Origin of the sequence: Corynebacterium sp. HMSC055D05, assembly GCF_001810365.1 — a bacterium.
In the GTDB taxonomy this organism is placed as follows: Bacteria; Actinomycetota; Actinomycetes; order Mycobacteriales; family Mycobacteriaceae; genus Corynebacterium; species Corynebacterium coyleae.
In genome coordinates this window covers 226,879-248,375 of record NZ_KV801024.1, presented here as the reverse complement: position 1 = coordinate 248,375, position 21,497 = coordinate 226,879, and the positions used below count along the sequence as shown (strand labels likewise).

Genomic DNA, 21,497 nt, shown 5'->3' with positions numbered 1-21,497 from the left:
ACATTTCAACAGTTTCGGACCCCTTTTTTGGCCCCTGCAGCCACGTGCCCAGGCACTTTGGATCCACACTTATCCACATCAATCACACGCCATGACAACTGTTCCGCAGTTACAGTGCATACATGGAAACACGAGGCATTCTTTGGATCTACGCCATCGCAATGGTGGTGTTCCCTGCGGCGTGGATAAGCCTGTTGCGCCTGATCGGCGGCGGCTGGGAGTTTCGGACTGCCACGGCGCTCTTCGGCACCTTCGAGGCCGCGACCACATTGCTCGCGCTGGGTGGTGCCACGTGGTTCACCGCCGCGGCGCGCGGTCGCAAGAAAATAGGCGCACTGGTCACGGTGTGGCTCGCAACCGCCTGCCTCGTCGTCGGCTGGGGCTCGATGGCCGTTGCGCATTGGGAGGAGTACCAGGCCGACATGGCGTTGCCGATCATCAACTTGTTCATGCTCCTCATCCCAGTCGGCACGGTGCTTGTCTTCGCCGCCGCCATCGCCGAGTCCGCATCACGCGCGCGAAGCAAACGCCAGCGGTAGCACCTCCACCCCGTACCGTTCCGCAAGGTCGGCTGCCGCAACCGTGACCGACCAACCGGAATCCACCTCCCCGGTCAGCAGCAGCACGGGGCCTGTCTCCACCTCGAGGCCCGTGTAGTCGTAGTACCGGTCAAGCCCGTTGACGCGAAACGCCGAGTTTCGTGCTTCTACCTCGCGCGATGGCGTATCGACGACCCCACCAAACCGCATCTGCCCCACCCTTGCCAGCGCTTCTGCGGTGGTGGCGATCATCTCGTTTCGTGCCGGATCAGCATCGCCCAAAGCGACGACAGTGGTGGGGCGTTCCTCCCAGGCCCAGTCCGCGAGCACGGCGACGAACCGGCCCAGCCAGGCATCCTCACGCCAGTTGCTCAGCGGCCGGTAGGTGTTCGCCCGCAGCAGCTCTGCCAGGGCGGGACCGCGGGCGACGTCGTTAAGGCGCCCCAACGCTTTGCCTTGCAGCACGCCCTTGATCTTGCCGCGGCGCGCGGAGCCGGTCGGCCACATTTTGCGTTGGGTGATTTGGACGCCGGGGGTGCGCAGTTGTTCGTCCATACGCTGCGCCAACGCAGCGTCCACGTCCACTGGCAGGTGATTGCCGGTGCAGTTGTCGCAGCGCCCGCAACGCTCATCGGGCGCGAGAGTGGGGTCGTCGAGTTCACGACGTAGAAACGCCATGCGGCACCCGTCCGTGGCTTCGTAAGCCAGCATCAGGTCTTGTTCGCGCTTACGCGCTTCGGCGAGCCCGCCGTAGCGCTCGTGGTCATACTCCCAGGCAGCACCGGTGGACACCCAGCCGCCCTTCACGCGACGCACGGCACCGTCGACGTCGAGGACCTTCAACGCCTGGTCGATACGCGTACGGGAGAGGTCCACGAAGTTCTCCAGCCGAGGTGTGGAGAACGGTTCCTCGCTCAGCGCACCCAGCAGTTGATGCACCACGTGTTCCTCCGGCATGGACACGGACGCGAAGTAGTCCCACACGCGCTCGTCCTCAGGCCCGGGCAGCAACACGACCTCAGCGTGGTCGGTAGCACGCCCGGCGCGGCCGATCTGCTGGTAGTAACTCACTGGCGACGACGGCGCCCCCAGGTGCACAACAAACCCCAGGTCGGGTTTGTCGAAGCCCATGCCCAGCGCGGACGTAGCCGCGAGCGCTTTGAGCTCGTTGTCGATCAGGGCACGCTCGAGGCGTTCGCGCTCCTCCGCCTCGGTGCGTCCGGTGTACGCGGCGACGTTCCAGCCAGCGTTTTCGAGTGCCTCGGCGAGGTCGTGCGCAGCGGCGACGGTCAGGCAGTAGATGATGCCGGAGCCGTTCACATAGGCGAGGTACTGCGCGATCCACGCCGCGCGCTGGGTTGGGTCCGGCAACTGCACCACGTTCAGCGCGAGCGACTCGCGGTCCAGCCCGCCACGCAGCACACCGGTGTTCTCGCCGAGTTGAGCCACAACGTCCGCGACCACACGGTCGTTCGCGGTCGCTGTCGTGGCAAGGACCGGCGTGGCCTCCGGGAGGTCGCTAATTAGCACCGCAATACGCCGGTAATCAGGGCGGAAGTCGTGGCCCCAGTCCGAAATACAGTGCGCCTCGTCCACCACCAACATCCCGGCGGAGCGCGCGAGTTGCGGCAGCACCTGCTCCCGAAAGTCCGGCGCGTTGAGGCGCTCCGGGCTGATCAGCAGCAGGTCGTAGTCGTTCAGGCGCGCCTGGATCTCGTCCCACTCGGTCATGTTCGCCGAGTTGATCGTCGCCGCGCGAATCCCTGCGCGCGCCGCCGACTCCACCTGGTTACGCATCAACGCCAACAGCGGCGACACAATAATCGACGGCCCGGCCCCTTCCTCACGCAGCAACTTCGCCGCAATGAAGTACACCGCCGACTTACCCCAACCGGTGCGCTGCACGACAAGCATGCGCTTGCGCTGATTCACCAACGCGTCGATGGCGGTCCACTGGTCGTCGCGAAGCATGGCTTCGGGGCCCGCAATGCCTTTGAGAAGTTCGTCTGCTTGTGTGCGCGTCGCTGTCATGGCGCAACCCTATAACACCGCCACGACACGGCCCTGGCCTGCAGCTACTCCCCTTCTGCCCAGTCGGCCATGAGTTACAGAGAGTTGATCACCCTGTACATCTCTGGTACCAAATCGGTACTATTCGCATATGGCTCTCAATTTACGACTCACTGCAGAAGACGACCGCATGCTGTCCGACCTTGCCGAGGAAAGCGGAACTTCAAAGCAACAAACCCTCTTACGGCTAATTCATCAAGAGTGGGATCGAGAAGCCGCCCGGCGATTCGCTCATGGCGAACTCGACCGCATCTTTTCCGATCGCGCAGAACTCATGGATCGGCTTAAAGACGCATGACCGACCCACGTTCAGTCTTCCGTGTTGAAATACTCGCCGAATGGCTATCGCGTGAGGGATTCCATGTCAAAGACATGGGACTTCTTGCCTCCGCAATCGAACGGCCTTGGCTGCGATTTGATGGTCGCGACCTCTATCCAGATGTATGGAAGAAGGCAGCAGCCCTTTTGCACAGTATCGAGTCAAGCCATCCGCTACAGGACGGAAATAAACGTGTGGGAGTTCTCTTGACCTTGCTTTTTCTCAGGTCCCACGGTGTCTCCGATGCAGCTATTAGCGATAACGCCTTATTCGATCTTGTCTGTGAAGTCGCAGCTAAAAACATGGATATTGCTGAGATCGCCTCACGCCTACAACGTATGTCGGGGTATTAACCAAACTCCCCCTCTGCCCAGTCCGCCATGAACTCGGCGATGCCGTGCGGGTCCGCAAGGAAGTCGCGCGTCGCCCGAAACGCCAGCGTGTCCTCCACCGCAAGGTTGCGCTCCACCCCGTCGTCGCTGATCTCGATGATCTCCGCGCCCGGGATCGCCGCCACGATAGGCGAATGCGTGACGACGACTATCTGCGCCCCCACTTCACCCAACGCATGCAACTGCGCCAGTAGGGCCATTTGGGCGACGGGGGAAAGGCCGGACTCGGGCTCGTCGAGAAGATAGAGCGCGTTGGGGATCAGCCGCGATGTCAGTTCGAGGACCGATTCGCCGTGGGAGCGCCCGCCGAATTCGGTGATGCGCGTATGGGTTTCACCGCGCAGGAAGTAGCCGACTTTCGCCCGCGGGCCGGTGGTCAGGGTGAGCACGCCGTACAGCGGGTCGTGGGCGCCGGCCTTTTCTACACCCCACGTGCCGCCTTCCAACGTGAACCCCCAGGCACGCGCCATGCCTTCCAACAGCGTGGACTTGCCCACCCCGTTGCCGCCGGTAATCACCGTGATTGGCCGCCTAAAGGCAAACCCGAACTCGGCGACGTGCGCGATGGCCGGGGTCTCCACAGCCCACGGCGGTGCGGCTTGGGCGTCGACGTCGACGCGTTGGATGAACATCATGGCCCCACCAGGTAGCGGGCGGTGCCGGCCGGGTCGTTGATGAATTCGCGGGTGGCGGTGACGGGCTCGCAGTCGTCGTAAAGCATGGGCTCAAGGTCGGGAACATGCAGGATGCGGGCGTCTGGGATGGCGAGGAGCACGGGCGAATGCGTTGCGACGACCACCTGTGCCCCACGCCGCGCTAGCACTGTCAGCAGGCCGAGGAGTTCGAGTTGGGAGAAGGTGGAGAGGCCGTCCTCGGGCTCGTCGAGAAGAATTAGCGAGTCCGGGCCGAAGCGGGTGCGCGCCAGGTCCATGATGCCCTGGCCGTGGCTGCGTCGGGTGAGCCCCACGAGCGGGTCGCCGGGGCCGAGGCTCTCGTGGTATTCGGCCAGGTCAAGGTATGTCTCGCCGCGCAGGAAGTAGACGTCGCGGGGATTTTCACGGCGGATCAGCGTGAGCGAGCGGTGCAAAGCCGAGTGGTCGGCCGCGGTGAAGCGCGCGTGACGCGACCCGCCCGCGGCGTTGACGCCCATGGCTACTGCGATCGCCTCGACGAGCGTGGACTTTCCGGACCCGTTATCGCCGGTCAGCAGCGTGACCTGCCCCAACTCAAGTGGCGACCGCTGGAGGGAATGCACCACCGGAAGATCGCGCGCGTAGCCCTCCACAGGAGCATCGATTCGCACGCGGGTAACAAACACGGGGCTACCGCCAGTTTGGGTCGTCTAGATCTGGGACATCATCTCCGTTTGGCAGGTCTTCAACCTCGACAATCTCGGCAGATAAGCCGTGTTCACGCTGAAATTTCCGCAGCTCCGCGATGACACTGGCAAAATCGGTGTCGGTGCTATTGCGTTCAGCGTGTGGCATGTCAACCCTTTCGTATTTCTGACACCGTAGCCCGCAATGAAGCGCCCGGCAAGAGTAGCTTTTACCGCAGACCTGCTGGCAGTGGCGTTGCAGCATCCGCCGCGACGAGGATCCCGTAGGCCGCGCCGGAGATGATCCCGACGATGTTGGTGCTGCCGTCCGGGTTCACGGTGTACAGCGGGGAGCCCGAATCGCCCTGCAGCGACAGGATCATCACCGCGATCTCTCCGGTGCGCGGGTTCACGTTGAGCACCGGGCCGCAGGTACGGGACGTGCGTGCGCCGTCCTTGCACACGATCTGACCTTCGCGTACCGAGGTCACCGGCGCGCGCCCCGCCACACGCCGCGTGGGGTTGATGAACTGCGCGAACTGGCTCAGACCATGCAGCGCACCGATGAACGGAATATCGATGAAGCCGCCGCGCATCGCGTGGGCATCGGTGACGTGGCGGTCCATGCGGAACCAGGCGACGTCCTTCAACTCGCCGCCAAGGGTGTTGTCGCCCTCGAGCTCGAAACCTGAATCCTGCAGGTTGCTCGCGATCGGGGTTCGCGCATCCGCCGCCAGCACCCGCACCGCGTGCGCCCCACCGATCGGGGCGAGGCAGTGACCGGCGGTGACGCCGTACATCACACCGCCCCGGTACGCGATGGAGTTCAACGTGCAGCCGTACTTCTCCCCATCGCTGTACTCGATGCGAATGCTGTCACCCGCATACATGGCCAGTGCTTGGGCTGGGGTGGCTGCCATGCCAAGCACGCCCGCTGCTGCGACGGTGAGGGACAAAACGGTGTTGCGCACCCGGCGCAGGCGGGAAGAGATCATGGCGAGGATTCTTCCACACCTTCAGGCATGCAAAAAGCGCGGGCCCCACTCCTCACAAGTGGGACCCGCGCTACAAGTGCTGTTGTCGTTGGACTGCTGCGTGCTGTTCTGACGCGCAGTCGTCGTCAAGCGGTGCTTATGCGCTTACGACCTCGAAGTTCACCTTGCCCTCCACGTCGTCGTGGAGGTTGACCTTGACCTGGTAGCCACCGGTCTTGGTCACCAGGCCCTTAGGCACGGTGATGCGGCGCTTGTCCAGGTTCGGGCCGCCGGCAGCCTTGACGGCGTCGGCGATGTCGGCAGCCTTCACGGAGCCGAAGAGCTTGCCGTTGTTCGCAGTGCGAACGGCAACCTTGACGCCGGTGAGCTGGTCGAGCTGGTCGCGCAGCTCCTTGGCGTGATCCAGGTCGCGGACCTGGCGCTCAGCCTGAGCACGCTTAATGTCTTCAATCTGCTTCTCTGCGCCGCGGGTAGCCGGGATAGCCAGGCCGCGCGGGAGCAGGAAGTTGCGTCCGTAACCGTTCTTGACCTCGACGACCTCGCCAGGTTCGCCAAGCTTCTCGACGGCAGCGGTGAGGATCAGCTTCATAATCCTAACCTTCCTTATGGTGAAAAATGCTTGATGTGTGGTTGTCGTTTAGAACGGTGGCTCATCGCCCGCGCCACCGAAGCCACCGGCCTCGGGTGCGGAACCCCACGGATCATGTGCAGGCTGCTGGGGCTGGTTCTGGCCGCCTTGGCCCTGGCCCTGGGTTTGGCCGCCGAAGCCGCCACCCTGGTTACCTTGGCCGCCGCCGAAGCCGCCCTGGTTAAAGCCGCCCTGCTGCTGGTTCTGGCCGCCGAAGCCGCCACCCTGGTTGCCCTGGCCGCCGCCGTAGCCGCCCTGCCCGCCCTCACGCGGGTTGCGGTTGACGTTAGCCGTGGCGTACTTCAGGGACGGGCCGACCTCATCGACCTCGACCTCGAACACAGTGCGGTTTTCGCCCTCTTTAGTTTGGTAGGAACGCTGCTTGAGCTTGCCGGTGACCACAACGCGCATGCCCTTGGTCAGGGACTCTGCGACGTTCTCGGCCATCTGGCGCCAGCAGTTACAGGTCAGAAACAGTGCTTCGCCATCCTCGAACTGGTTCGTCTCCCGGTTATACGTACGTGGGGTGGACGCGATGCGGAAGTTCGCAACCGCGGCACCGCTCGGGATGAAACGCAGTTCCGGGTCAGCAACCAAGTTGCCGACAACGGTAATCGGGGTATCGCCTTGAGCCATGTTTCGTGAACCTTCCTACCTGCTGATCGTGTGGTTGTAGAGCCTACCGGTCTTACTTATCGGTACGCAGAACCTTGGTACGAAGAACGTTGTCGTTCAGGTTCAGCAGACGGTCGAGCTCCTTGACCGTGTCAGCCTCGCAGTCGAGGTTCACAACGGCGTAGATGCCCTCTTCCTTCTTGTTGATCGGGTAAGCAAGACGCTTCTTGCCCCACACATCAACGTTCTCCACCTTGCCGTTGTCCTTGCGGACAGTCTCCAGGAACTTATCCAGGGACGGGGCAACGGTGCGCTCATCCTGCTGCGGATCGAGGATGATCATTACTTCGTAGTGACGCACGGACCTCATCACCTCCTATGGTCTTAGTCTGTTCGGCCATAACCCTTGTGGTCATGGCAGGAGGGTCGTTGCGTCAAGCAACCTGAACAGACTACCCCACGGTTTGCACTGCTCAAAACCCTGGCCGCGGGGATGACATGAAAGACTCCGCATTGCGGACAATTGGCCGGCAACCAATCGTTGGCAGGCACCAACGGCTGGCGTTAGAACGGCAACCCCGGCAACTTCGGCAGAGCCGGCAGCGGGATGCCCAACGACGGCCCGACCGCCGCAACCGCAATACCCAAAGCTGCGAGAACTCCGACCACAAGGCCCACGATCGCGAGCGGGGATATCTCAACCTCACCCTGAGAACTCAAACTGCTCAAGCCCGCCTCACCGCGCAGCGAGTCGATGTTCCAATTACGAACCTCGTCAATGCTGGTCGGGTACTTCACCTCTCGGTTGCCGCCGTCTGCGCAGGCAACCCGCGCGTTCATATCCACTTCGAGGTACGCCGTCGTTCCCCCGATGGCGAGTTGGACATCGTCGGCGGCCAAGAACGTTTTCCGGAAAGTCTTCAGATCGGACTGGGACAGGTTGCCCTGCACAACGAAGCTCTTCCAGGCAACGTCTTCAAAGTCCTGCCGGTTCACGCGCTTGCCCCGCACACGGTTCGCCTCCTCAACACCAAGTGCGCTGACCGGCCGCTCCGAGATGCTGCCCTGTTTGATGCTCGGCTTTACCGCCCACACCTCGACCTTTGTAAGTTCCTCGGTGAGGTGTTGTGCCAGCACATGCTCCATGCCTACCTGCTGGAGGCGTTCCGTGTACCGCTGCTCAGTGCGCTTTTGAGCCTCTTTGGCGTCTGCGAGCCTGCTCGCGAGATTCTTCTGTGCCTCCACAAGCTCTGCAAGCGAGGGTTCTGCCCGGAACTCCCGAACGATGTTCTCTGTTCCGGGGTACAGCACCTCAAATGCTTTCACCGCAGCGTTGGCGTACACCTCTTGTGTGCTGACGTTGGCCCAAGCGCTGTAGGTTGCCGCTTCCCGGTCGTTCAGCTTTAACATGCAGATCCCGTTCGCCGCCAACACCATGGGCCCTTCATTCGGCCCGACTGTAGCGGCGACTGCAGCTGGGGCAAGGCCGCCCGCGACCAGCGATACGGCGAGCGGCAGGGTAATAATTCGACGGTTCAACGCGGGCTCCTTTTTAGCAACAGCAGTCCGGTATCGGACACGGTGCTTTCAGGATATTTTCACCGAGCAGAACCCGCAGCGAAACGCGAAAATCTTCGGTCTTAGCGGTCGACGTCTAAAACGAGGCCGTCCTTATCGATATCAATGTCGATTTCGCCGAACTCCACCTCGAAGTAGCCGTCATCGTCCCACTCCACTTTGGCCTTGCCATCCTGGGCGGCCTTTAAGACGTCTTGGACTTCGGCTTCGGTCACGTTTTCGTCGACAAGATCCTTGCGCGCCTCGTCCGAGTAGCCGGTCACAGCGGCTGGGAGATCCTCGGACACAGCGGCTCCAGCGTTCGACGTTTCCGTCACCGTTTCGGGCGCGACGGTTTCAGTGACTGTTTCGGGCGCAGTCTCGCCAGAATCAGAACACGCCGCCACGGCAAGTCCTGCTGTGGCGGCGACTGTCAGGGCAACCATCTTCTTCGTAAGCATGGCCCCACTGTAACGACGAAGATCAGGTCGGGTTTGGCACCGCGACGAAAAGTGCGAGCGACACCGGGATGATCGTCATGAACACAAACGCAACCGCGCCGTAGATGATCGACTCTTTCTTGCGGCCCTTCGTTGCCATGTAGAACGACGCGCCGAACAGGGCAAACGCGATCAGGATAGAGACGATGCCGAGGACCGTTGCGGTGGTCATGGTTGCGTACTCACCGCCTCCACCTCAGGCTCGGGCGTGGGCTCGTCGATAAGCACAGGCTCTTTCCACTGCGCAGGCAGCGACATCAGCGGGTCGTGGCCGTTGTGCGCGTCGCGGACCTTGTCCGGGCGCTTGCCGAGCATTTGCTTGACGACGAGCACCATCACCGCCACGATAAACGCATCGCGCGCCAGGATGAAGATGTCCAGGAACCAACCCGGCACACCCATGTTGTCGTCGCCCATCATGTGCCACATCAGCACCGGCCAAACCATCATGTCCGCCACCATCCAGGACAGCAGCAGACGCCAGTACGGCAGTGCGAGGACCGCGGGAACCACGAACCACAGAGAGTACTGCGGGCTCCATACCTTGTTAAACAGCAGGAAGAAGCCGACGATGAGCACGATCAGTTCCGCAATGCGCGGGGTTTGCGGCGCACGCAGGCCGAGGATGAGGACGAACAGGCAGCCGAGCAGGAACAGGATCAGGGTGACGGCGTTGAGGATCACCGGGGCGCCCTCACCGGAGTCGAAGCCGGCCCACCCGAACTCGCGGGAGAGCACCGCGTAGATGGTGGTCCACTCCCAGCCGCGGTCGGTGTTGAGGCGGTTGAACTCGCTCCATGCGTCTGGGTAACGCAGGTACACCGGCGCGTTGACGGCGATCCAGGTGATGGCGGTGGCGCCGACCATCTTGAAGAACGGCACGAGGTCACGCTTGCGGATCGCCACAGTGAGGTACGCGCCGAGGATGAACAGCGGCCACAGTTTGAACGCGGTGCCCAAACCGACGAGCACACCGGCCAGCCACCACTTGCGGTTGCGCGCCGCGAGCATCGCTGCGACGGCGAAGAAGATCGAGGGGATGTCCCAGTTGGTAAACGCGTGGACGATCAGCAGCGGCGAACCGGCGACGAGCAGCGTGTCCCAGATGCGGTTGCCGGCAAGTTCCGCGACCATGCGGATGGTGATCACCCAGATGATGGACATCAGCAGTGCGGTGACGTAGAAGTACCAGCCGGATTCCGGCAGGAAGCTATCAGTCAGGAAGTAGGTACCGCGCGCGATCCAGGCGCTGAGCTGCTGGAACAGGCCGGCGAGCACCGGGTATTCCATGTAGCGGGTCAGGTCGTCTTCGACCCACGAGTAGGCGTAGACAAAGCCCGGCTGGTCCAACCCGCGCGCCCCATAGAGCGGGAGGATGTCGTTGTAGCAGGCAGCAACAAACTGGCGGTTGCCATCCCAGTTGAGCTGCATGATGCCGTTGTCGTCCAGTTTGCCGCCAGCGCAGCGCGACTTCTGTAGTGCGCCGAAGGACAAGAAGATGTATGCGACGGCGATGATGGCGCGCAGCGGCGTCCAGAACCGGGCGCGGCCGATCTGGGCGAAGCGGCCCATTGGCCCGCCGAGGTAGTTCACCCAGCCCCGGGCAATCGGCTCGGTTTTGCCGGGTTGGACGCGATCGGCCGGGTCTGGCCAGGTGACGGTTGTTTGATCAGTTTGAGACATGCTGTTACTGGAACGCTCCCTGGACTTGTCCAATCACATCGTTGACTGCATCACGTAGGTCCTGCGCCGGAGGGGCCGCCGGTGCTGGGGCCGGGGCGGGTGCCGGTGCTGGTGCGGGCGCCGGAGCCGGGGCAGGTGCCGGTGCTGGCGCGGACGGCTCATCTGGTGCGGCCGATTCCGATTGGGCCGGCTGCGCCGCCCCGCCGGTGTTCTGGGTTGCGGGGGCCGAGTAGTAGCCACCCAGTCCGACGCCGCCCTTGTAGGCGTTGACGCCCCAGTACACCGGGCTGGCCGGCTCGAAGTATTCAAAGTCTTGGTCTGCCAGCTCAGTGTCCAGGACCTGCTTCCAGATCTGCGACGGAGTGTTCGAGCCCCACATGATGCCACCCCACTCGTTGAAGATGGCGGAGGTGTTGTCGGCGGTACCGACCCACACGGCCACAGACAGCTGCGGGGTGGAGCCGACCATCCAGGCGTCCTTGTTCAGGCCAGTGTCGCCCAGTTGGGCAGTGCCGGTCTTGGCTGCGGCCGGGCGACCGCCAGCGAGCACCGCGTTGGAGTACGCCGGCACGGTCTGCATGGCTTCAAGCACGTTGTCCGCCACCTGCTCAGAGACGCGACGCTCGGTGTAGTTGCGGTCCACTTCGTAGAGGACCTCACCGTTGGCATCCACAACCTTTTCCACGAAGTGGGTCGGGTGCATCGCACCGCGGTTGGTCAGGGTTGCCACAGCGGCGGCCATGTCGAGCACGCGCGACTGGTACTGGCCCAGCACGATGCCTTCGTAGGGCTGGCCGCCGTTTTCACGCAGCGTTACAGGGATGCCCGGGATGGACTTGGCCACGCCCAGGGCGTGCGCCATGTCGGCGGTGTCCTGCGTGGTGTTGTCCAGTTCGTCTTGAATGCGCATGTAGGCGGTGTTGGAGGACACGCGGGTGGCCTCAGTCATGGACAGCATTCCGCCTCCGCCGCCGTCCCAGTTGGTCACGACGTGGTTGCCCGGCAGGGTCACCGGGGAAGAATCGAACATGGACGTCAGCGGGATGCCCTGCTGCAGGGCGGCCGCGAGCGCGAAGATCTTGAACGTCGAACCCGTTTGCAGGCCCGCGTTGGCGTAGTCCCAGCCAGACGGGTCGTCGCCGCCGTAGTAGGCGCGCACGGCACCGGTACTCGGCTCGATGGCAACGACGCCGGAGCGGGCGTCATCCTGTAGGTAGGACAGGCGCTGACGGGTGATCTCTTCGACGTTTTGCTGGGTGCCGGCATCGATCGTGGTGGTGATCTGCAGGCCACGGTTGGTCAGGTCGTCCTCGGTGATGCCGATGGTGGCCAACTCCGCCACAACCTGGTTCTTAATCAGGCCGTTTGCGCCGGTTGCTTCCGTGTAGGCCGAGTAGGTGGCCGGGTCACGGGTCTCCGGGTAGTGGGCGGCCGCGCGACGCTCCTGGGTGATGGCGCCGGTTTCCACCATGCCGTCCATGACGTAGTTCCAGCGGCCTTCCGCGGCTTCGCGGTTGGTCCACGGGTCAAGCTGGCTCGGCAGCTGGATCGACGCGGCCAGGACTGCGCCCTCCTCCAGTGTGAGCTGGGAGGCTGGTTTGTTGAAGTAGGCGTGCGCTGCGGCTTCGATGCCGTAGGCGTTGCGGCCGAAGTAGACCGTGTTCAGGTAGGCGCGCAGAATGTCGGCCTTTTCCCACTGGTTGGTCATCTTCACCGAGTAGACGAGCTCTTTAGCTTTACGCTCGTAGGAGTGCTCGTTGCCCACCAGTGCGTTCTTCACGTACTGCTGGGTGATGGTGGAGCCGCCACCTGCGGATGCGTTGCCGGTGAGCTGCCCGATGGCGGCGCGAGCGAAGCCTGTCGGGGAGAAGCCGGAGTTGGTCCAGAAGTCACGGTCTTCTGCCGCAAGCACCGCGTTTTGGACGTCTTCGGGCACCTGGTCAAGCGGGATCTGCTTACGGTTGCCTTCCGGCGGGACGATGCGGGCGAGTTCCTTGTCGCCGTCGCGGTAGAAGATGTTGGAGATCTGCGCCGTTTCAATTTTGCCCGGCTCGGGCACCTCGGCGCGTGCGTAGCTCCAGAAGAACCACGCCAGCGGGATCGCCGCAATCATGGCCAAGAACAGCAAGAACGCGATAAACCACTGCCATGCGCGCGACCGTTTCTTGGTTGTGACGGTCGTTGAGCCGTTGCTTTTCTTTTTGGCGGTCGTGTCGCCGCCGTTGTCTTTATCTGACACTCGTTTTTCCCTGCGCAATTTGACTCGCGGCCCCCGCGGGGAGGGCGAAACCGCGAGCTACCTACTCGTTTTCTATGCACACCCTACCCGGCCAACGCGAAATCACACTACTGGTACTGCAGTGACTTCCTTTAACAGATGGTTCCACTTGCAGTCGCGGCAAACCTCCACGAAGTGGACGGTGATGGGGCCGACCTCGTGCACCATGCGGTCGATTTCTTCTGCGCTGCGGGCGGTGCCGGTGCGTCGGCCGAGTTTTTCGCTGTACACCCAGGTAATCTCCCGCAGTTCGGCGCCACAGATGGGGCAGGGCCGTGGGGATGCGGTGCCGTGGTGTTCGGCGGCGGCGCGGAGGATGAAGTCGGCGTCGCAGGCGTCGTCGATACGCATGCGCCCTGCGTTGAGCTCGCGCAATGCGTGGCGACGACGCCACTCGTGCGACACCTCACCCTCATACACAAACATCTGCGCAATGGTAACGCCGTTTTCGGTGCGTCGCCGACGCCACATATGATGTTGATGTTCAAACGTTTGCTAGCGACACTGCCACTTCGAGGAGCCACGACGTGAGCCACCACGCTGTATCCCCCGAGTCTGCACGCCTACCGAACACTGTCGATTCGGATGCTCCTCTCCGCGTTGCGGTTGGCTGGGACACCACAAGCGGCGAAGCCGTCGAGTTTGCCACCTGGCTCGGCCGCTCCCTGCCGATGAAGGTGCAGGTCATGGCATCTGCGCAACTGCCGCCGATCCAGGCGCTGACAACCTCGGCGAAGAGCCGCAAGAAGCAGCTGAAGAAGATGCGCGAAGAGTTCCACAAACGCGTGGTCGATGAACTCGACGGGCAGATCCCGAAATCGCAGTGGTCCAAAGAGGTAGCCACGCTCAAGGACGGCAAAGATACCGTCCGCTCGCTTCTCGACAACGCCTTAGAGTTCAACGCTGACCTCATCGTCATGGGCTCCCGCGCAAAATCACCCAAGGGCCGACTACGCCCGTCCAGCGTTACGGACGAAATGCTCTACTCCTCCCCCATCCCCCTCGGGCTGGCACCGCGCGGAGTGAAGCTGTCTAAGAAGGGCATCACGCGCGTGACCTACGCCGTGGTGGACACCGACGGGAAGAAAGAACCCGAGTTTTACGGCCTGGACTACGCCACCGCCCTCGCGTGCGCGCTGCACCTGCCGCTGCGCATCATCGCGTTCTCCCCGACAAGTTACGACGAGCACGGCCCGAAATGGTACGAACGCACCCTTGGCATGCTTGACCACGCCCGCGACCGAGCCTGGGAGTACGCATGCGAACTCTCCCCCGACCGCCTCGACCATTTCGACGTGACCAGCTCCGTGTCCACCGGCAAGAGCTGGAAGCGCTCAATTGACTCGGTGAAGTGGCGCAAGGGCGACATCATGTGCCTGGGTTCGCAGCCGTCGCCGAATCTGCGCACGGTGTTTTTGGGCACGCTCGAAGGCGAGTTCATCCGCTACGCGCCTGTGCCCGTCATCGTCTGTCCGGAGGCAGCGAAGTAGGTTAGGGCGTATGCGCGACCATCCTGAAAACGACCTGCACTCCCCCGCCGACCGCTTTTCCCGCGTTCGCCCGGAGCCCCGTTCCTTTGATGAGTTGGCGGATGCCCCGGATCCGCTGGAGGTAGACCGGCGCAATAAGCGCTCCACCCGTCAGGCGATCACGTGGGCGCTGGGCACCGTTGGGGTGACGTTCCTGTTGGCGTTTGTGTTAGGCCTGGTCGCCCGCCTGCAGGGCGGGCCGCTGTGCAGCGACGGCGACGCCACCTGGCTGTGCACCCCAACCTGGCGCACCACCTGGGCTGTAGTCACCTCTCTCCCACCGATCGCCGGCCTGATCGGCTGCGCGGTGATCATGGTGCGCAAACTCAACCGCTACGAGCGCTGGATCCCGTGGATGGGCGTGTTCTGGATCCCGCTCGTGCCGTTCACCATGGCGTGGCTAATTCTGACTATTGGGATGCTGGCGACGATGTAGTTGCGCACTGCGCACAGTACGGGTTCTTCTCCCGGCAGGCCTCGCAGCTTAAGTACTGCTGGCGGCACTCCGGCTCGTTGGCGCAGTTGTAGAACTGGTTGGTCGCCTCCCCGCAGTGCACGCAGTGGCCGAGCTGGACGTAGTCCGGGTCGTCCGCGGAACCGAATTCGGTGTGCATGCGGTCGTCGAACACGTAGAGGGAGCCCTCCCACAGGCCGGAGTTGCCGAAGGCTTCGCCGTAGCGGACGATGCCGCCGTCGATTTGGTAGACCTCTTCGAACCCGCGGTTGATCATCAGGCTGGACAGCACCTCGCAGCGAATGCCGCCGGTGCAGTACGAGATGACCGGCTTGTCCTTCATCCAGTCGTACTTGCCGGACTCGAGCTCTTTGATGAAGTCGTGAGTGGTTTCCACATCTGGCACCACCGCGTTTTTAAACCGTCCGATCTCGGCCTCGCGGGTGTTGCGCCCGTCGAAGAAGACCACGTCCGGGTTGGCCTCCACGAACTCGTTGACCTGCTGCGGAGTGAGGTGTTTTCCGCCGCCGATCACACCGTTTTCATCAACCTTCAGCTCCCCCGGTGCGCCAAACGCCACGATCTCGTCGCGGGCTTTGACGCTGAGTTTCGGAAAGTCTTCGGCACCGCCTTCGGACCACTTGAACTCGATGCCTTTGAAGTACTCTTTGGTCTTCTTCGCGTAGGTTTTGCAGGCGCGGATGTCGCCGCCGACGGTGCCGTTAATGCCGTGTTCGGAGACGATAATCCTGCCGGTCAGGCCGAGCCCTTCGCACAGGTCGCGTTGCCACAGACGCACCGCGTCCGGGTCGGCGATGGGCTGGAACTTGTAGTAGAGCAGGATTTTGCTGGTCATGCCTGGCAGTCTACGTCGAGCGGGTCCGTTCTTTGTAGGCGTATACGTCGCGCGTGTACACGCGGCGGTGTGTACCGACTCTGTGGCCGGGCAGTGTGCCTTCGTCGATAAGCTTGACCACGTAAGGACGAGACACGTTGAGCAGGTCAGCTACCTGCTGGGTGGTCATTTCATCTTCGGGGCTGGGTGGGCGCATGAGGCGCCCCTCCGCAAGATCCTCGAGCAGATCACGGATCCAGGCAGCGGTCTGTTTGGGTAGCGTGACTTCCTCACGCTGGTCAGCTCGGGCGGCAGCAATGCCGTCGTTGAGCTGAGCCAACGCGGTCTCCACCGGCGGTTGTTGTACAGGCATACAGGCGACCATAAACCACAAATACAACGAGCGGAGCCGTTTTAAAGAAGAAATCTAAGATTTTCTTAGCGTTTGTGGTACAGCCCTTTTCGCCAGTACTGCGGCTCAGACGTTGCAAGCACGCCAAGATTGCGGAAAATGCCCTCGTCCACAGAACCAAGGATCGCCGTGATGTGAGCATCGCAACCACGAAGCGACTTCAGATGATCCAACGCGAGCGCCGCGTCCGGGTTCGACGCCGCCGACACGGACAAGGCAATCAGTACCTCGTCGGTGTGCAGGCGCGGGTTGACCGAACCCAGATGGCGGGTCTTCAGCGACTGGATCGGCTCGATGGAGTCGGGGGAGAGCAGGTGCACATCGTCGTCGATACCCGCGAGCTGCTTCAGGGCATTGAGCAGCACCGCAGCCGAAGGTCCGAGCAGGTCAGAAGTCTTACCGGTGACAATGCGGCCGTCTGGCAACTCAAGTGCCGCACCCGGCTTGCCGGTCGCCTCCGCGACGTCGAGCGCAGGGGCAACCACAACGCGGTCCTGCACAGAGAGATCCGCCTTGCGCATCACGTTCATCACACGGTCAGAGATGGAGGAGTCGGAGCCGATGCGGCGTTCATCGACACGCGATGCAAAGTAACGGCGAATGATTTCCTGCTGGGCGGCGTGGCGGCAGGCCTCGTCGTCGGAAATGCAATAGCCCGCCATGTTGACACCCATATCGGTCGGGGACTGGTACGGCTCGGTGCCCGTAACCTCACGCAGCAGCGTCTTCAGCAGCGGGAAGACCTCAATGTCGCGGTTGTAGGAGGTGACCTTCTCCCCGTAGGCGTCGAGGTGGTACTGGTCGATCACGTTGATATCGTCCAGGTCCGCGGTGGCCGCCTCGTAGGCTAGGTTCACCGGGTGGGAGAGTGGCAGGTTCCAGATGGGGAACGTCTCAAACTTGGCGTAACCTGCGGCAATGCCTCGCTGGTTCTCGTGGTAGACCTGCGACAGGCAGGTGGCCAGTTTGCCGGAGCCAGGTCCCGGCGCGGTCATGACAATCAGGTCGCGGGAGGTTTCCACATAGTCGTTGCGGCCAAACCCTTCCTCGCTGACCACCTTGGCGGTGTCGTTGGGGTAGCCAGGGATCATGTAGTGGCGCGACACCTTCAGGCCAAGGCGGGAAAGACGCTCGAGGAACGCCTCCACGGTGCGGTTGTGGCCGTCGAGTTGGGTGCACACCACATTTTCGACGAGGAATCCGCGGTCGCGGAACACATCCACAAGACGCAGCACGTCATCTTCGTATGTAATACCCAGGTCAGCGCGCACTTTTTGGCGGATGACATCACCAGCGTTGAAGCAGATGACAATTTCCACTTCGTCCTTGATGCGGTCAAGCATGGCGATTTTGTTATCCGGAGTGAATCCGGGGAGAACACGGGAGGCGTGGTTGTCGTCGAAAAGCTTCCCACCCATCTCCAGGTAGAGTTTGCCGCCTACCTCGGCTCTCCGCGCTTGGATGTGCTCGGACTGCATTGCAATGTATTTTTCGCGGTCAAAACCGGTCGTGTACGGCATGCGCGCAATTCTATTGCTTTGCTGCGACACCACGCACCCCGCTACCTCCACACGGTGGTAGCGCTACGGTGGCAGGCATGTTTTCCTCCACGTTTACCGCCGACCAGATCCGAGCTGCGGAAGCACCCCTGCTTGCGGCGCAGGAGTTCGAAGACCAGTTGATGCAATCCGCTGCCCACGCCGTGGCGGAGGTAGCCAACGTGATGCTCGCTGAAGGTACTGAGGCACGCGCCCGGGTGCTCGTGCTTGCAGGGCCTGGCGGCAACGGGGGAGACGGCCTCTACGCCGGCGCGGAGTTGTTGCTGGCAGGCCACCGGGTGGATGCGGTGTTGCCCACAGGCTCGGCGCAGGAGCGTGCCCTGCAGGCGTTCACGGCAGCCGGCGGGGTAGTGCTGGAGGACCTCCCGGAACAATGGCAGGACTACGCCTTGGTTATCGATGCGATGACGGGCATCGGCGCGACCGGCGAGGTACGCGAGAACCTTCGCCCCGCAGTCGAGTTAGCCAACGCACTCAACGCCCAAGTGCTGGCCGTGGACGTGCCCACCGGCGTGGAGGCCGACACCGGCTGGGCAGGGCAGTGCCACGTCAACGCCGATGTGACGGTCACCTTCGGCGGGTTGCGCCGCGCCCACGGGCTGTCGCCAGCGTGCGGGGTGCAGTTGCTCGCCGACATCGGATTGCCGGGCAAGCGCCTGCACGAAACGCTCGGCGACCAACTCACCTTGTGGGCAGAGGATGGCCCGCCGCTGTTGATTGCAAACCGGGCGGTGCTGCCGGAGCAGAAGTGGCCCGACGGGATACAGACCCTGTGGCAGCCACCGCTGCAAGACGTCGCGCCGGGGCCTGAGGACGACAAGTACACCGGCGGTGTGGTCGGCATCCGCGCAGGCAGCGATGGGTATCCCGGCGCGGCTATCCTGTCTACTGCGGGCGCGGTGAACGCCACACCGGCGATGGTGCGCTACGCCGGCCCGCAGGCGGTGGAGGTGGTGCGGGCGCATCCGGAGGTCGTCGCTACGCACACGCTCCAGGATGCTGGCCGGGTGCAGGCGTGGGTGTTTGGGCCGGGCGCGGGCACCGACGAGGCTGCGGCGGCGGAGTTGCGGTGGGTGCTCGGCCAAGAGGTGCCAGTGCTTATCGACGCCGACGGCCTGACCCTCCTCACCCAACACCCCAACCTGCGCGAACAGGTGGCCAAGCGCGAACAGATGACCGTGCTGACCCCGCACGACGGCGAGTTCGCCCGGCTGTGTGAAGCCGCCGACGTGGGGGAGAGCGATCGCATGGCGGAGACCATCGCCCTGGCCGCCGCGCTGCAGTGCACGGTGGTACGCAAGGGGCGGGTGACGGTGATTGCGCACGAGGGCGACCCGTACACGGCGTACGCGATCGACGCGGGGCATTCCTGGGCGGCGACTCCGGGATCGGGCGATGTGCTCGCGGGCATCGCGGGGGCACATCTGGCGCTTATGCATGCCAAGCGGCTATGGGAGGAGGTCGCACTCGCCGGCGCGGTGGCCGTGCACGCTTTGGCTGCGAAACTGGCCGCTGCTACTGCGTACGGTGACGCGACGGCGCCAGCGAGCCGGATCGCCGAGTTCATCCGTCCCGCAACCGCGAAGATGCGAAATGATGCTTGATGCGGTCGTGATCGGCGGCGGCCAGTCCGGCCTTGCCGTGTCGTATTACCTGCGCAGATATGGCGTGAACTTCACGGTTCTGGACGCCGCCGACGTTCCCGGTGGGGCGTGGCCGAACTACTGGGACTCGCTGACGCTGTTTTCGCGCGCGGAGTTTTCCAACCTGCCGGGTTGGCCGATGCCTTCGTTTGATGGGTATCCGCCGCGTGATCATGTCGTCGATTATTTAACGCGCTACGAGGCCCGCTACGACCTTCCCATTCGCCGTGGGCAGCGTGTGGAGCGTGTGCTTATCGACGACACTGGCTTCACCATCCGCCCCCAAAACCTCCACGCCCGCAACGTGGTGGTTGCAACCGGGATCTGGTCGGCGCCGTTCGTGCCGTTTGTGCCGGGTGAGTTCTCGGGCAGGCAGTTGCACTCGGCGCACTACACGCGACCGGGAGATTTCGCAGGCCAGCGCGTCGCGGTCGTCGGTGGCGGTAACTCGGGTGCGCAGATCACAGCAGACCTCGTGCTCAATGGGGTGGAGGCGCAGTGGCTGACACGTTCTGCACCGGGTTTCATGCCGGACGACGTGGACGGTTCCACGCTGTTTCGCCGCAATCGTGAGCGCCTCACTGCGATTGCGAAGGGGGAGCCAGATCCGGGCGGGGTGGACTTCGGCGGAGAGATCGTCGTCGTACCGGAGGTGCGCCGAGCGCGCGACGCCGGCCTGCTTCAGGCGCGTCCGATGGTGGGTTCGCTCGACGAGGTGAACGCCGACGTGATCATCTGGGCAACCGGGTTTCGTCCGGCCCTCGGGCCTATCCGCGGGCTGCCCCGGGACACGCCTGGTTTGTACGTGTTGGGGTTTGACAACATCAACGGACCGGGTGCCGGAACGATTCGAGGGGTGAGCCCGTTTGCCCGCGATATTGCGGCTCGGATCGCCGATTCTGTTGGCGCACACCGTCGCAGGTAAGCACGCTTCGACAAAATTACATAGGTGTTATTTAGGCCTTGACGTGGAAAAATAGCCCTTTTCGGGGATACATTCACCTTTTCGTTACATGAGAGTTTCCTGAGTAGCACTAACTCAGCTTTCTCCAACCAGCACGTACGTTAATTAAGCACGGACTGGCCCGTACTTGAGACGCAGGTCACCCTACTCACGAAGGGTGAATAGTTGGACATCTGCGCTACGCTTACTTATGTGTTAAATAAACGGAGGATCGCAGCGCTTGCCCTGACAGCTACTACAGCAGCGGCTGCCACTGCCGTGCCCTCCGCCGACGCGGCCACTGTAGGCAAGCCCATTAACGGCGTGTGCTCATTGCAAATGAGCATTGCAGAAAAGGATTTCGCCGCAGCATTGCCGCGAGACCTTAGGAGCCCCCAAGCGCAGCAAAAACAGCAGTGGACCAACGCCTTCGAGGTAGCGTTCCCGGAAGCTGCGCCCATCGCACAAGAATTCCTCGAAGCATTCAACGGCCCATACTTCAGGCAGTTCCATGCCAACCGCAACGCTGAAACCGCCCGTTGGGAAGACCGCATCGCTACTGCCGCAAATGTAGATCCGGCAGGCGCAAAGTGGTACTTCACCGAAATCATGAACAGCGTGCTGGTATCCAGCGAAGACGGACTGGCGCTGGATCATGTTGAGTTCTGGCGCGTTGTGGATGACGCCCTTGAAAGTGGCACCATCAGCGCCACTGACCCACGCGACATTTACCCCGCTTTCCCACAGGAAATTAGCGACAGGCTTCTCGAGGGCGCTCTGGCAGACATGCCGGCAGACCAGCGCAAAAAGTGGGTAAACGCGCACGCCTCGTCCAAGGAAGCCATCGGCTCGGTCAATGCGGCACAGTTCCGCGATGCCTTCAAGAAGGCACGCGAGGCCTGCGCCAATGGTGGCGGCTCGGTCACCCTGCCCGTCGCTCCCAAGCCGACCACTCCGTACGACGTGCCACCGGTACAGCGCGGCAAGGACAAGCCTGGCAAGACCACAGAGCCGTCCACACCGACTGAGTCGAAGACCACCACCAACATCAGCGTTGACTTCTCCACCTCGGTTGAGCGCCAGAAGAACGAACCACAAGCGTCGATGCCTGTCGGTGCGATCATCGGCATCGTCGTCGCTCTGTTGACAATCATTGGTGGCGCTGGGGCAGCATTTGTCATGGGCGGGCGATAGGCGTAATTTGGCGCGGTGTCCAACACCGCGAAAA

At 62.8% G+C, this 21,497-nt stretch carries 24 protein-coding genes; 8 read left to right on the top strand and 16 right to left on the bottom strand.

The window, feature by feature from the left end; all coding sequences use genetic code 11:
- Positions 1-122 precede the first annotated feature (122 nt).
- Positions 123-539 (top strand): hypothetical protein, encoded by a 417-nt coding sequence (locus HMPREF2734_RS01120; protein ID WP_070422048.1) that lies wholly within the window; start codon positions 123-125, stop codon positions 537-539.
- Here HMPREF2734_RS01120 and HMPREF2734_RS01115 read toward each other — a convergent pair.
- Entirely contained in the window at positions 510-2,570 is a 2,061-nt protein-coding gene (locus HMPREF2734_RS01115) for a RecQ family ATP-dependent DNA helicase (RefSeq protein ID WP_070568423.1), read from the bottom strand. The two genes, HMPREF2734_RS01120 and HMPREF2734_RS01115, sit on opposite strands and share 30 nt — an antisense overlap.
- A gap of 130 nt (positions 2,571-2,700) precedes the next feature.
- On the opposite strand from HMPREF2734_RS01115, the gene HMPREF2734_RS11715 reads away from it, so the two are divergent.
- Both HMPREF2734_RS11715 and HMPREF2734_RS01110 read left to right on the top strand, forming a co-directional pair.
- A complete protein-coding gene (locus HMPREF2734_RS11715) occupies positions 2,701-2,907 on the top strand; it encodes a CopG family transcriptional regulator (RefSeq protein ID WP_141750387.1) in 207 nt (68 codons plus the stop codon).
- Positions 2,904-3,281: a type II toxin-antitoxin system death-on-curing family toxin gene (locus HMPREF2734_RS01110; protein ID WP_070568419.1), complete on the top strand. Its 378-nt coding sequence runs from the start codon at positions 2,904-2,906 to the stop codon at positions 3,279-3,281. The genes HMPREF2734_RS11715 and HMPREF2734_RS01110 overlap by 4 nt, the downstream gene beginning before the upstream one ends.
- On the opposite strand, the gene HMPREF2734_RS01105 is transcribed toward HMPREF2734_RS01110, so the two are convergent.
- From HMPREF2734_RS01105 to HMPREF2734_RS01050, 12 genes are all read right to left on the bottom strand, one after another.
- On the bottom strand, positions 3,278-3,955 hold the full coding sequence (locus HMPREF2734_RS01105; protein ID WP_083308004.1) for an AAA family ATPase: 678 nt from the start codon (positions 3,953-3,955) through the stop codon (positions 3,278-3,280). The two genes, HMPREF2734_RS01110 and HMPREF2734_RS01105, sit on opposite strands and share 4 nt — an antisense overlap.
- Positions 3,952-4,638, bottom strand: a complete 687-nt coding sequence (locus tag HMPREF2734_RS01100; protein WP_070568416.1) for an AAA family ATPase — start codon at positions 4,636-4,638, stop codon at positions 3,952-3,954. Before HMPREF2734_RS01100 ends, HMPREF2734_RS01105 begins: the two co-directional genes overlap by 4 nt.
- A gap of 230 nt (positions 4,639-4,868) precedes the next feature.
- The gene (locus tag HMPREF2734_RS01095; RefSeq protein WP_070568413.1) at positions 4,869-5,633 is read right to left on the bottom strand and encodes a chymotrypsin family serine protease; all 765 of its coding nucleotides are present in this window, start codon (positions 5,631-5,633) and stop codon (positions 4,869-4,871) included.
- A 136-nt stretch (positions 5,634-5,769) separates the two neighbouring features.
- On the bottom strand, positions 5,770-6,222 hold the full coding sequence (rplI, locus tag HMPREF2734_RS01090) for a 50S ribosomal protein L9 (protein WP_070422053.1): 453 nt from the start codon (positions 6,220-6,222) through the stop codon (positions 5,770-5,772).
- A gap of 48 nt (positions 6,223-6,270) precedes the next feature.
- Positions 6,271-6,897, bottom strand: coding sequence for a single-stranded DNA-binding protein (locus HMPREF2734_RS01085; protein WP_070422054.1), 627 nt, complete (start codon positions 6,895-6,897; stop codon positions 6,271-6,273).
- Between the two features lie 52 nt (positions 6,898-6,949).
- Complete coding sequence (rpsF, locus tag HMPREF2734_RS01080) at positions 6,950-7,246, bottom strand: 30S ribosomal protein S6 (protein WP_070422055.1); 297 nt, start codon at positions 7,244-7,246, stop codon at positions 6,950-6,952.
- A gap of 194 nt (positions 7,247-7,440) precedes the next feature.
- Complete coding sequence (locus HMPREF2734_RS01075) at positions 7,441-8,415, bottom strand: hypothetical protein (protein ID WP_141750386.1); 975 nt, start codon at positions 8,413-8,415, stop codon at positions 7,441-7,443.
- 101 nt (positions 8,416-8,516) lie between these two features.
- On the bottom strand, positions 8,517-8,894 hold the full coding sequence (locus HMPREF2734_RS01070; RefSeq protein WP_070450698.1) for a hypothetical protein: 378 nt from the start codon (positions 8,892-8,894) through the stop codon (positions 8,517-8,519).
- Between the two features lie 22 nt (positions 8,895-8,916).
- The gene (locus tag HMPREF2734_RS01065; protein WP_070422058.1) at positions 8,917-9,105 is read right to left on the bottom strand and encodes a hypothetical protein; all 189 of its coding nucleotides are present in this window, start codon (positions 9,103-9,105) and stop codon (positions 8,917-8,919) included.
- Positions 9,102-10,616, bottom strand: a complete 1,515-nt coding sequence (locus tag HMPREF2734_RS01060; protein WP_083308003.1) for a glycosyltransferase family 87 protein — start codon at positions 10,614-10,616, stop codon at positions 9,102-9,104. Before HMPREF2734_RS01060 ends, HMPREF2734_RS01065 begins: the two co-directional genes overlap by 4 nt.
- A 4-nt stretch (positions 10,617-10,620) precedes the next feature.
- Positions 10,621-12,855 carry a transglycosylase domain-containing protein gene (locus HMPREF2734_RS01055; protein WP_070568407.1) on the bottom strand — a complete coding sequence of 745 codons (2,235 nt, stop codon included), beginning with the start codon at positions 12,853-12,855 and terminating at the stop codon, positions 10,621-10,623.
- A gap of 102 nt (positions 12,856-12,957) precedes the next feature.
- Positions 12,958-13,320, bottom strand: coding sequence for a DUF5318 family protein (locus HMPREF2734_RS01050; RefSeq protein ID WP_070422103.1), 363 nt, complete (start codon positions 13,318-13,320; stop codon positions 12,958-12,960).
- 101 nt (positions 13,321-13,421) lie between these two features.
- Between HMPREF2734_RS01050 and HMPREF2734_RS01045 the strand changes: the two genes are divergently transcribed.
- Positions 13,422-14,384: a universal stress protein gene (locus tag HMPREF2734_RS01045; protein WP_070568403.1), complete on the top strand. Its 963-nt coding sequence runs from the start codon at positions 13,422-13,424 to the stop codon at positions 14,382-14,384.
- Positions 14,385-14,394: 10 nt separating this feature from the next.
- Positions 14,395-14,859, top strand: coding sequence for a hypothetical protein (locus HMPREF2734_RS01040; RefSeq protein WP_070422061.1), 465 nt, complete (start codon positions 14,395-14,397; stop codon positions 14,857-14,859).
- On the opposite strand, the gene HMPREF2734_RS01035 is transcribed toward HMPREF2734_RS01040, so the two are convergent.
- From HMPREF2734_RS01035 to HMPREF2734_RS01025, 3 genes are all read right to left on the bottom strand, one after another.
- Complete coding sequence (locus tag HMPREF2734_RS01035) at positions 14,834-15,733, bottom strand: oxygen-dependent tRNA uridine(34) hydroxylase TrhO (RefSeq protein WP_070568400.1); 900 nt, start codon at positions 15,731-15,733, stop codon at positions 14,834-14,836. The genes HMPREF2734_RS01040 and HMPREF2734_RS01035 overlap by 26 nt on opposite strands.
- A 10-nt stretch (positions 15,734-15,743) precedes the next feature.
- Complete coding sequence (locus HMPREF2734_RS01030) at positions 15,744-16,085, bottom strand: helix-turn-helix domain-containing protein (RefSeq protein ID WP_070450708.1); 342 nt, start codon at positions 16,083-16,085, stop codon at positions 15,744-15,746.
- Positions 16,086-16,150: 65 nt separating this feature from the next.
- Positions 16,151-17,644 carry a DUF1846 domain-containing protein gene (locus tag HMPREF2734_RS01025; protein WP_070422064.1) on the bottom strand — a complete coding sequence of 498 codons (1,494 nt, stop codon included), beginning with the start codon at positions 17,642-17,644 and terminating at the stop codon, positions 16,151-16,153.
- Between the two features lie 77 nt (positions 17,645-17,721).
- Between HMPREF2734_RS01025 and HMPREF2734_RS01020 the strand changes: the two genes are divergently transcribed.
- From HMPREF2734_RS01020 to HMPREF2734_RS01010, 3 genes are all read left to right on the top strand, one after another.
- Positions 17,722-19,287: an NAD(P)H-hydrate epimerase gene (locus tag HMPREF2734_RS01020; RefSeq protein WP_070568395.1), complete on the top strand. Its 1,566-nt coding sequence runs from the start codon at positions 17,722-17,724 to the stop codon at positions 19,285-19,287.
- The gene (locus HMPREF2734_RS01015; RefSeq protein WP_070568513.1) at positions 19,280-20,251 is read left to right on the top strand and encodes an NAD(P)-binding domain-containing protein; all 972 of its coding nucleotides are present in this window, start codon (positions 19,280-19,282) and stop codon (positions 20,249-20,251) included. Before HMPREF2734_RS01020 ends, HMPREF2734_RS01015 begins: the two co-directional genes overlap by 8 nt.
- A 357-nt stretch (positions 20,252-20,608) precedes the next feature.
- Positions 20,609-21,463, top strand: a complete 855-nt coding sequence (locus HMPREF2734_RS01010; protein WP_070422066.1) for a hypothetical protein — start codon at positions 20,609-20,611, stop codon at positions 21,461-21,463.
- Positions 21,464-21,497 lie beyond the last annotated feature (34 nt).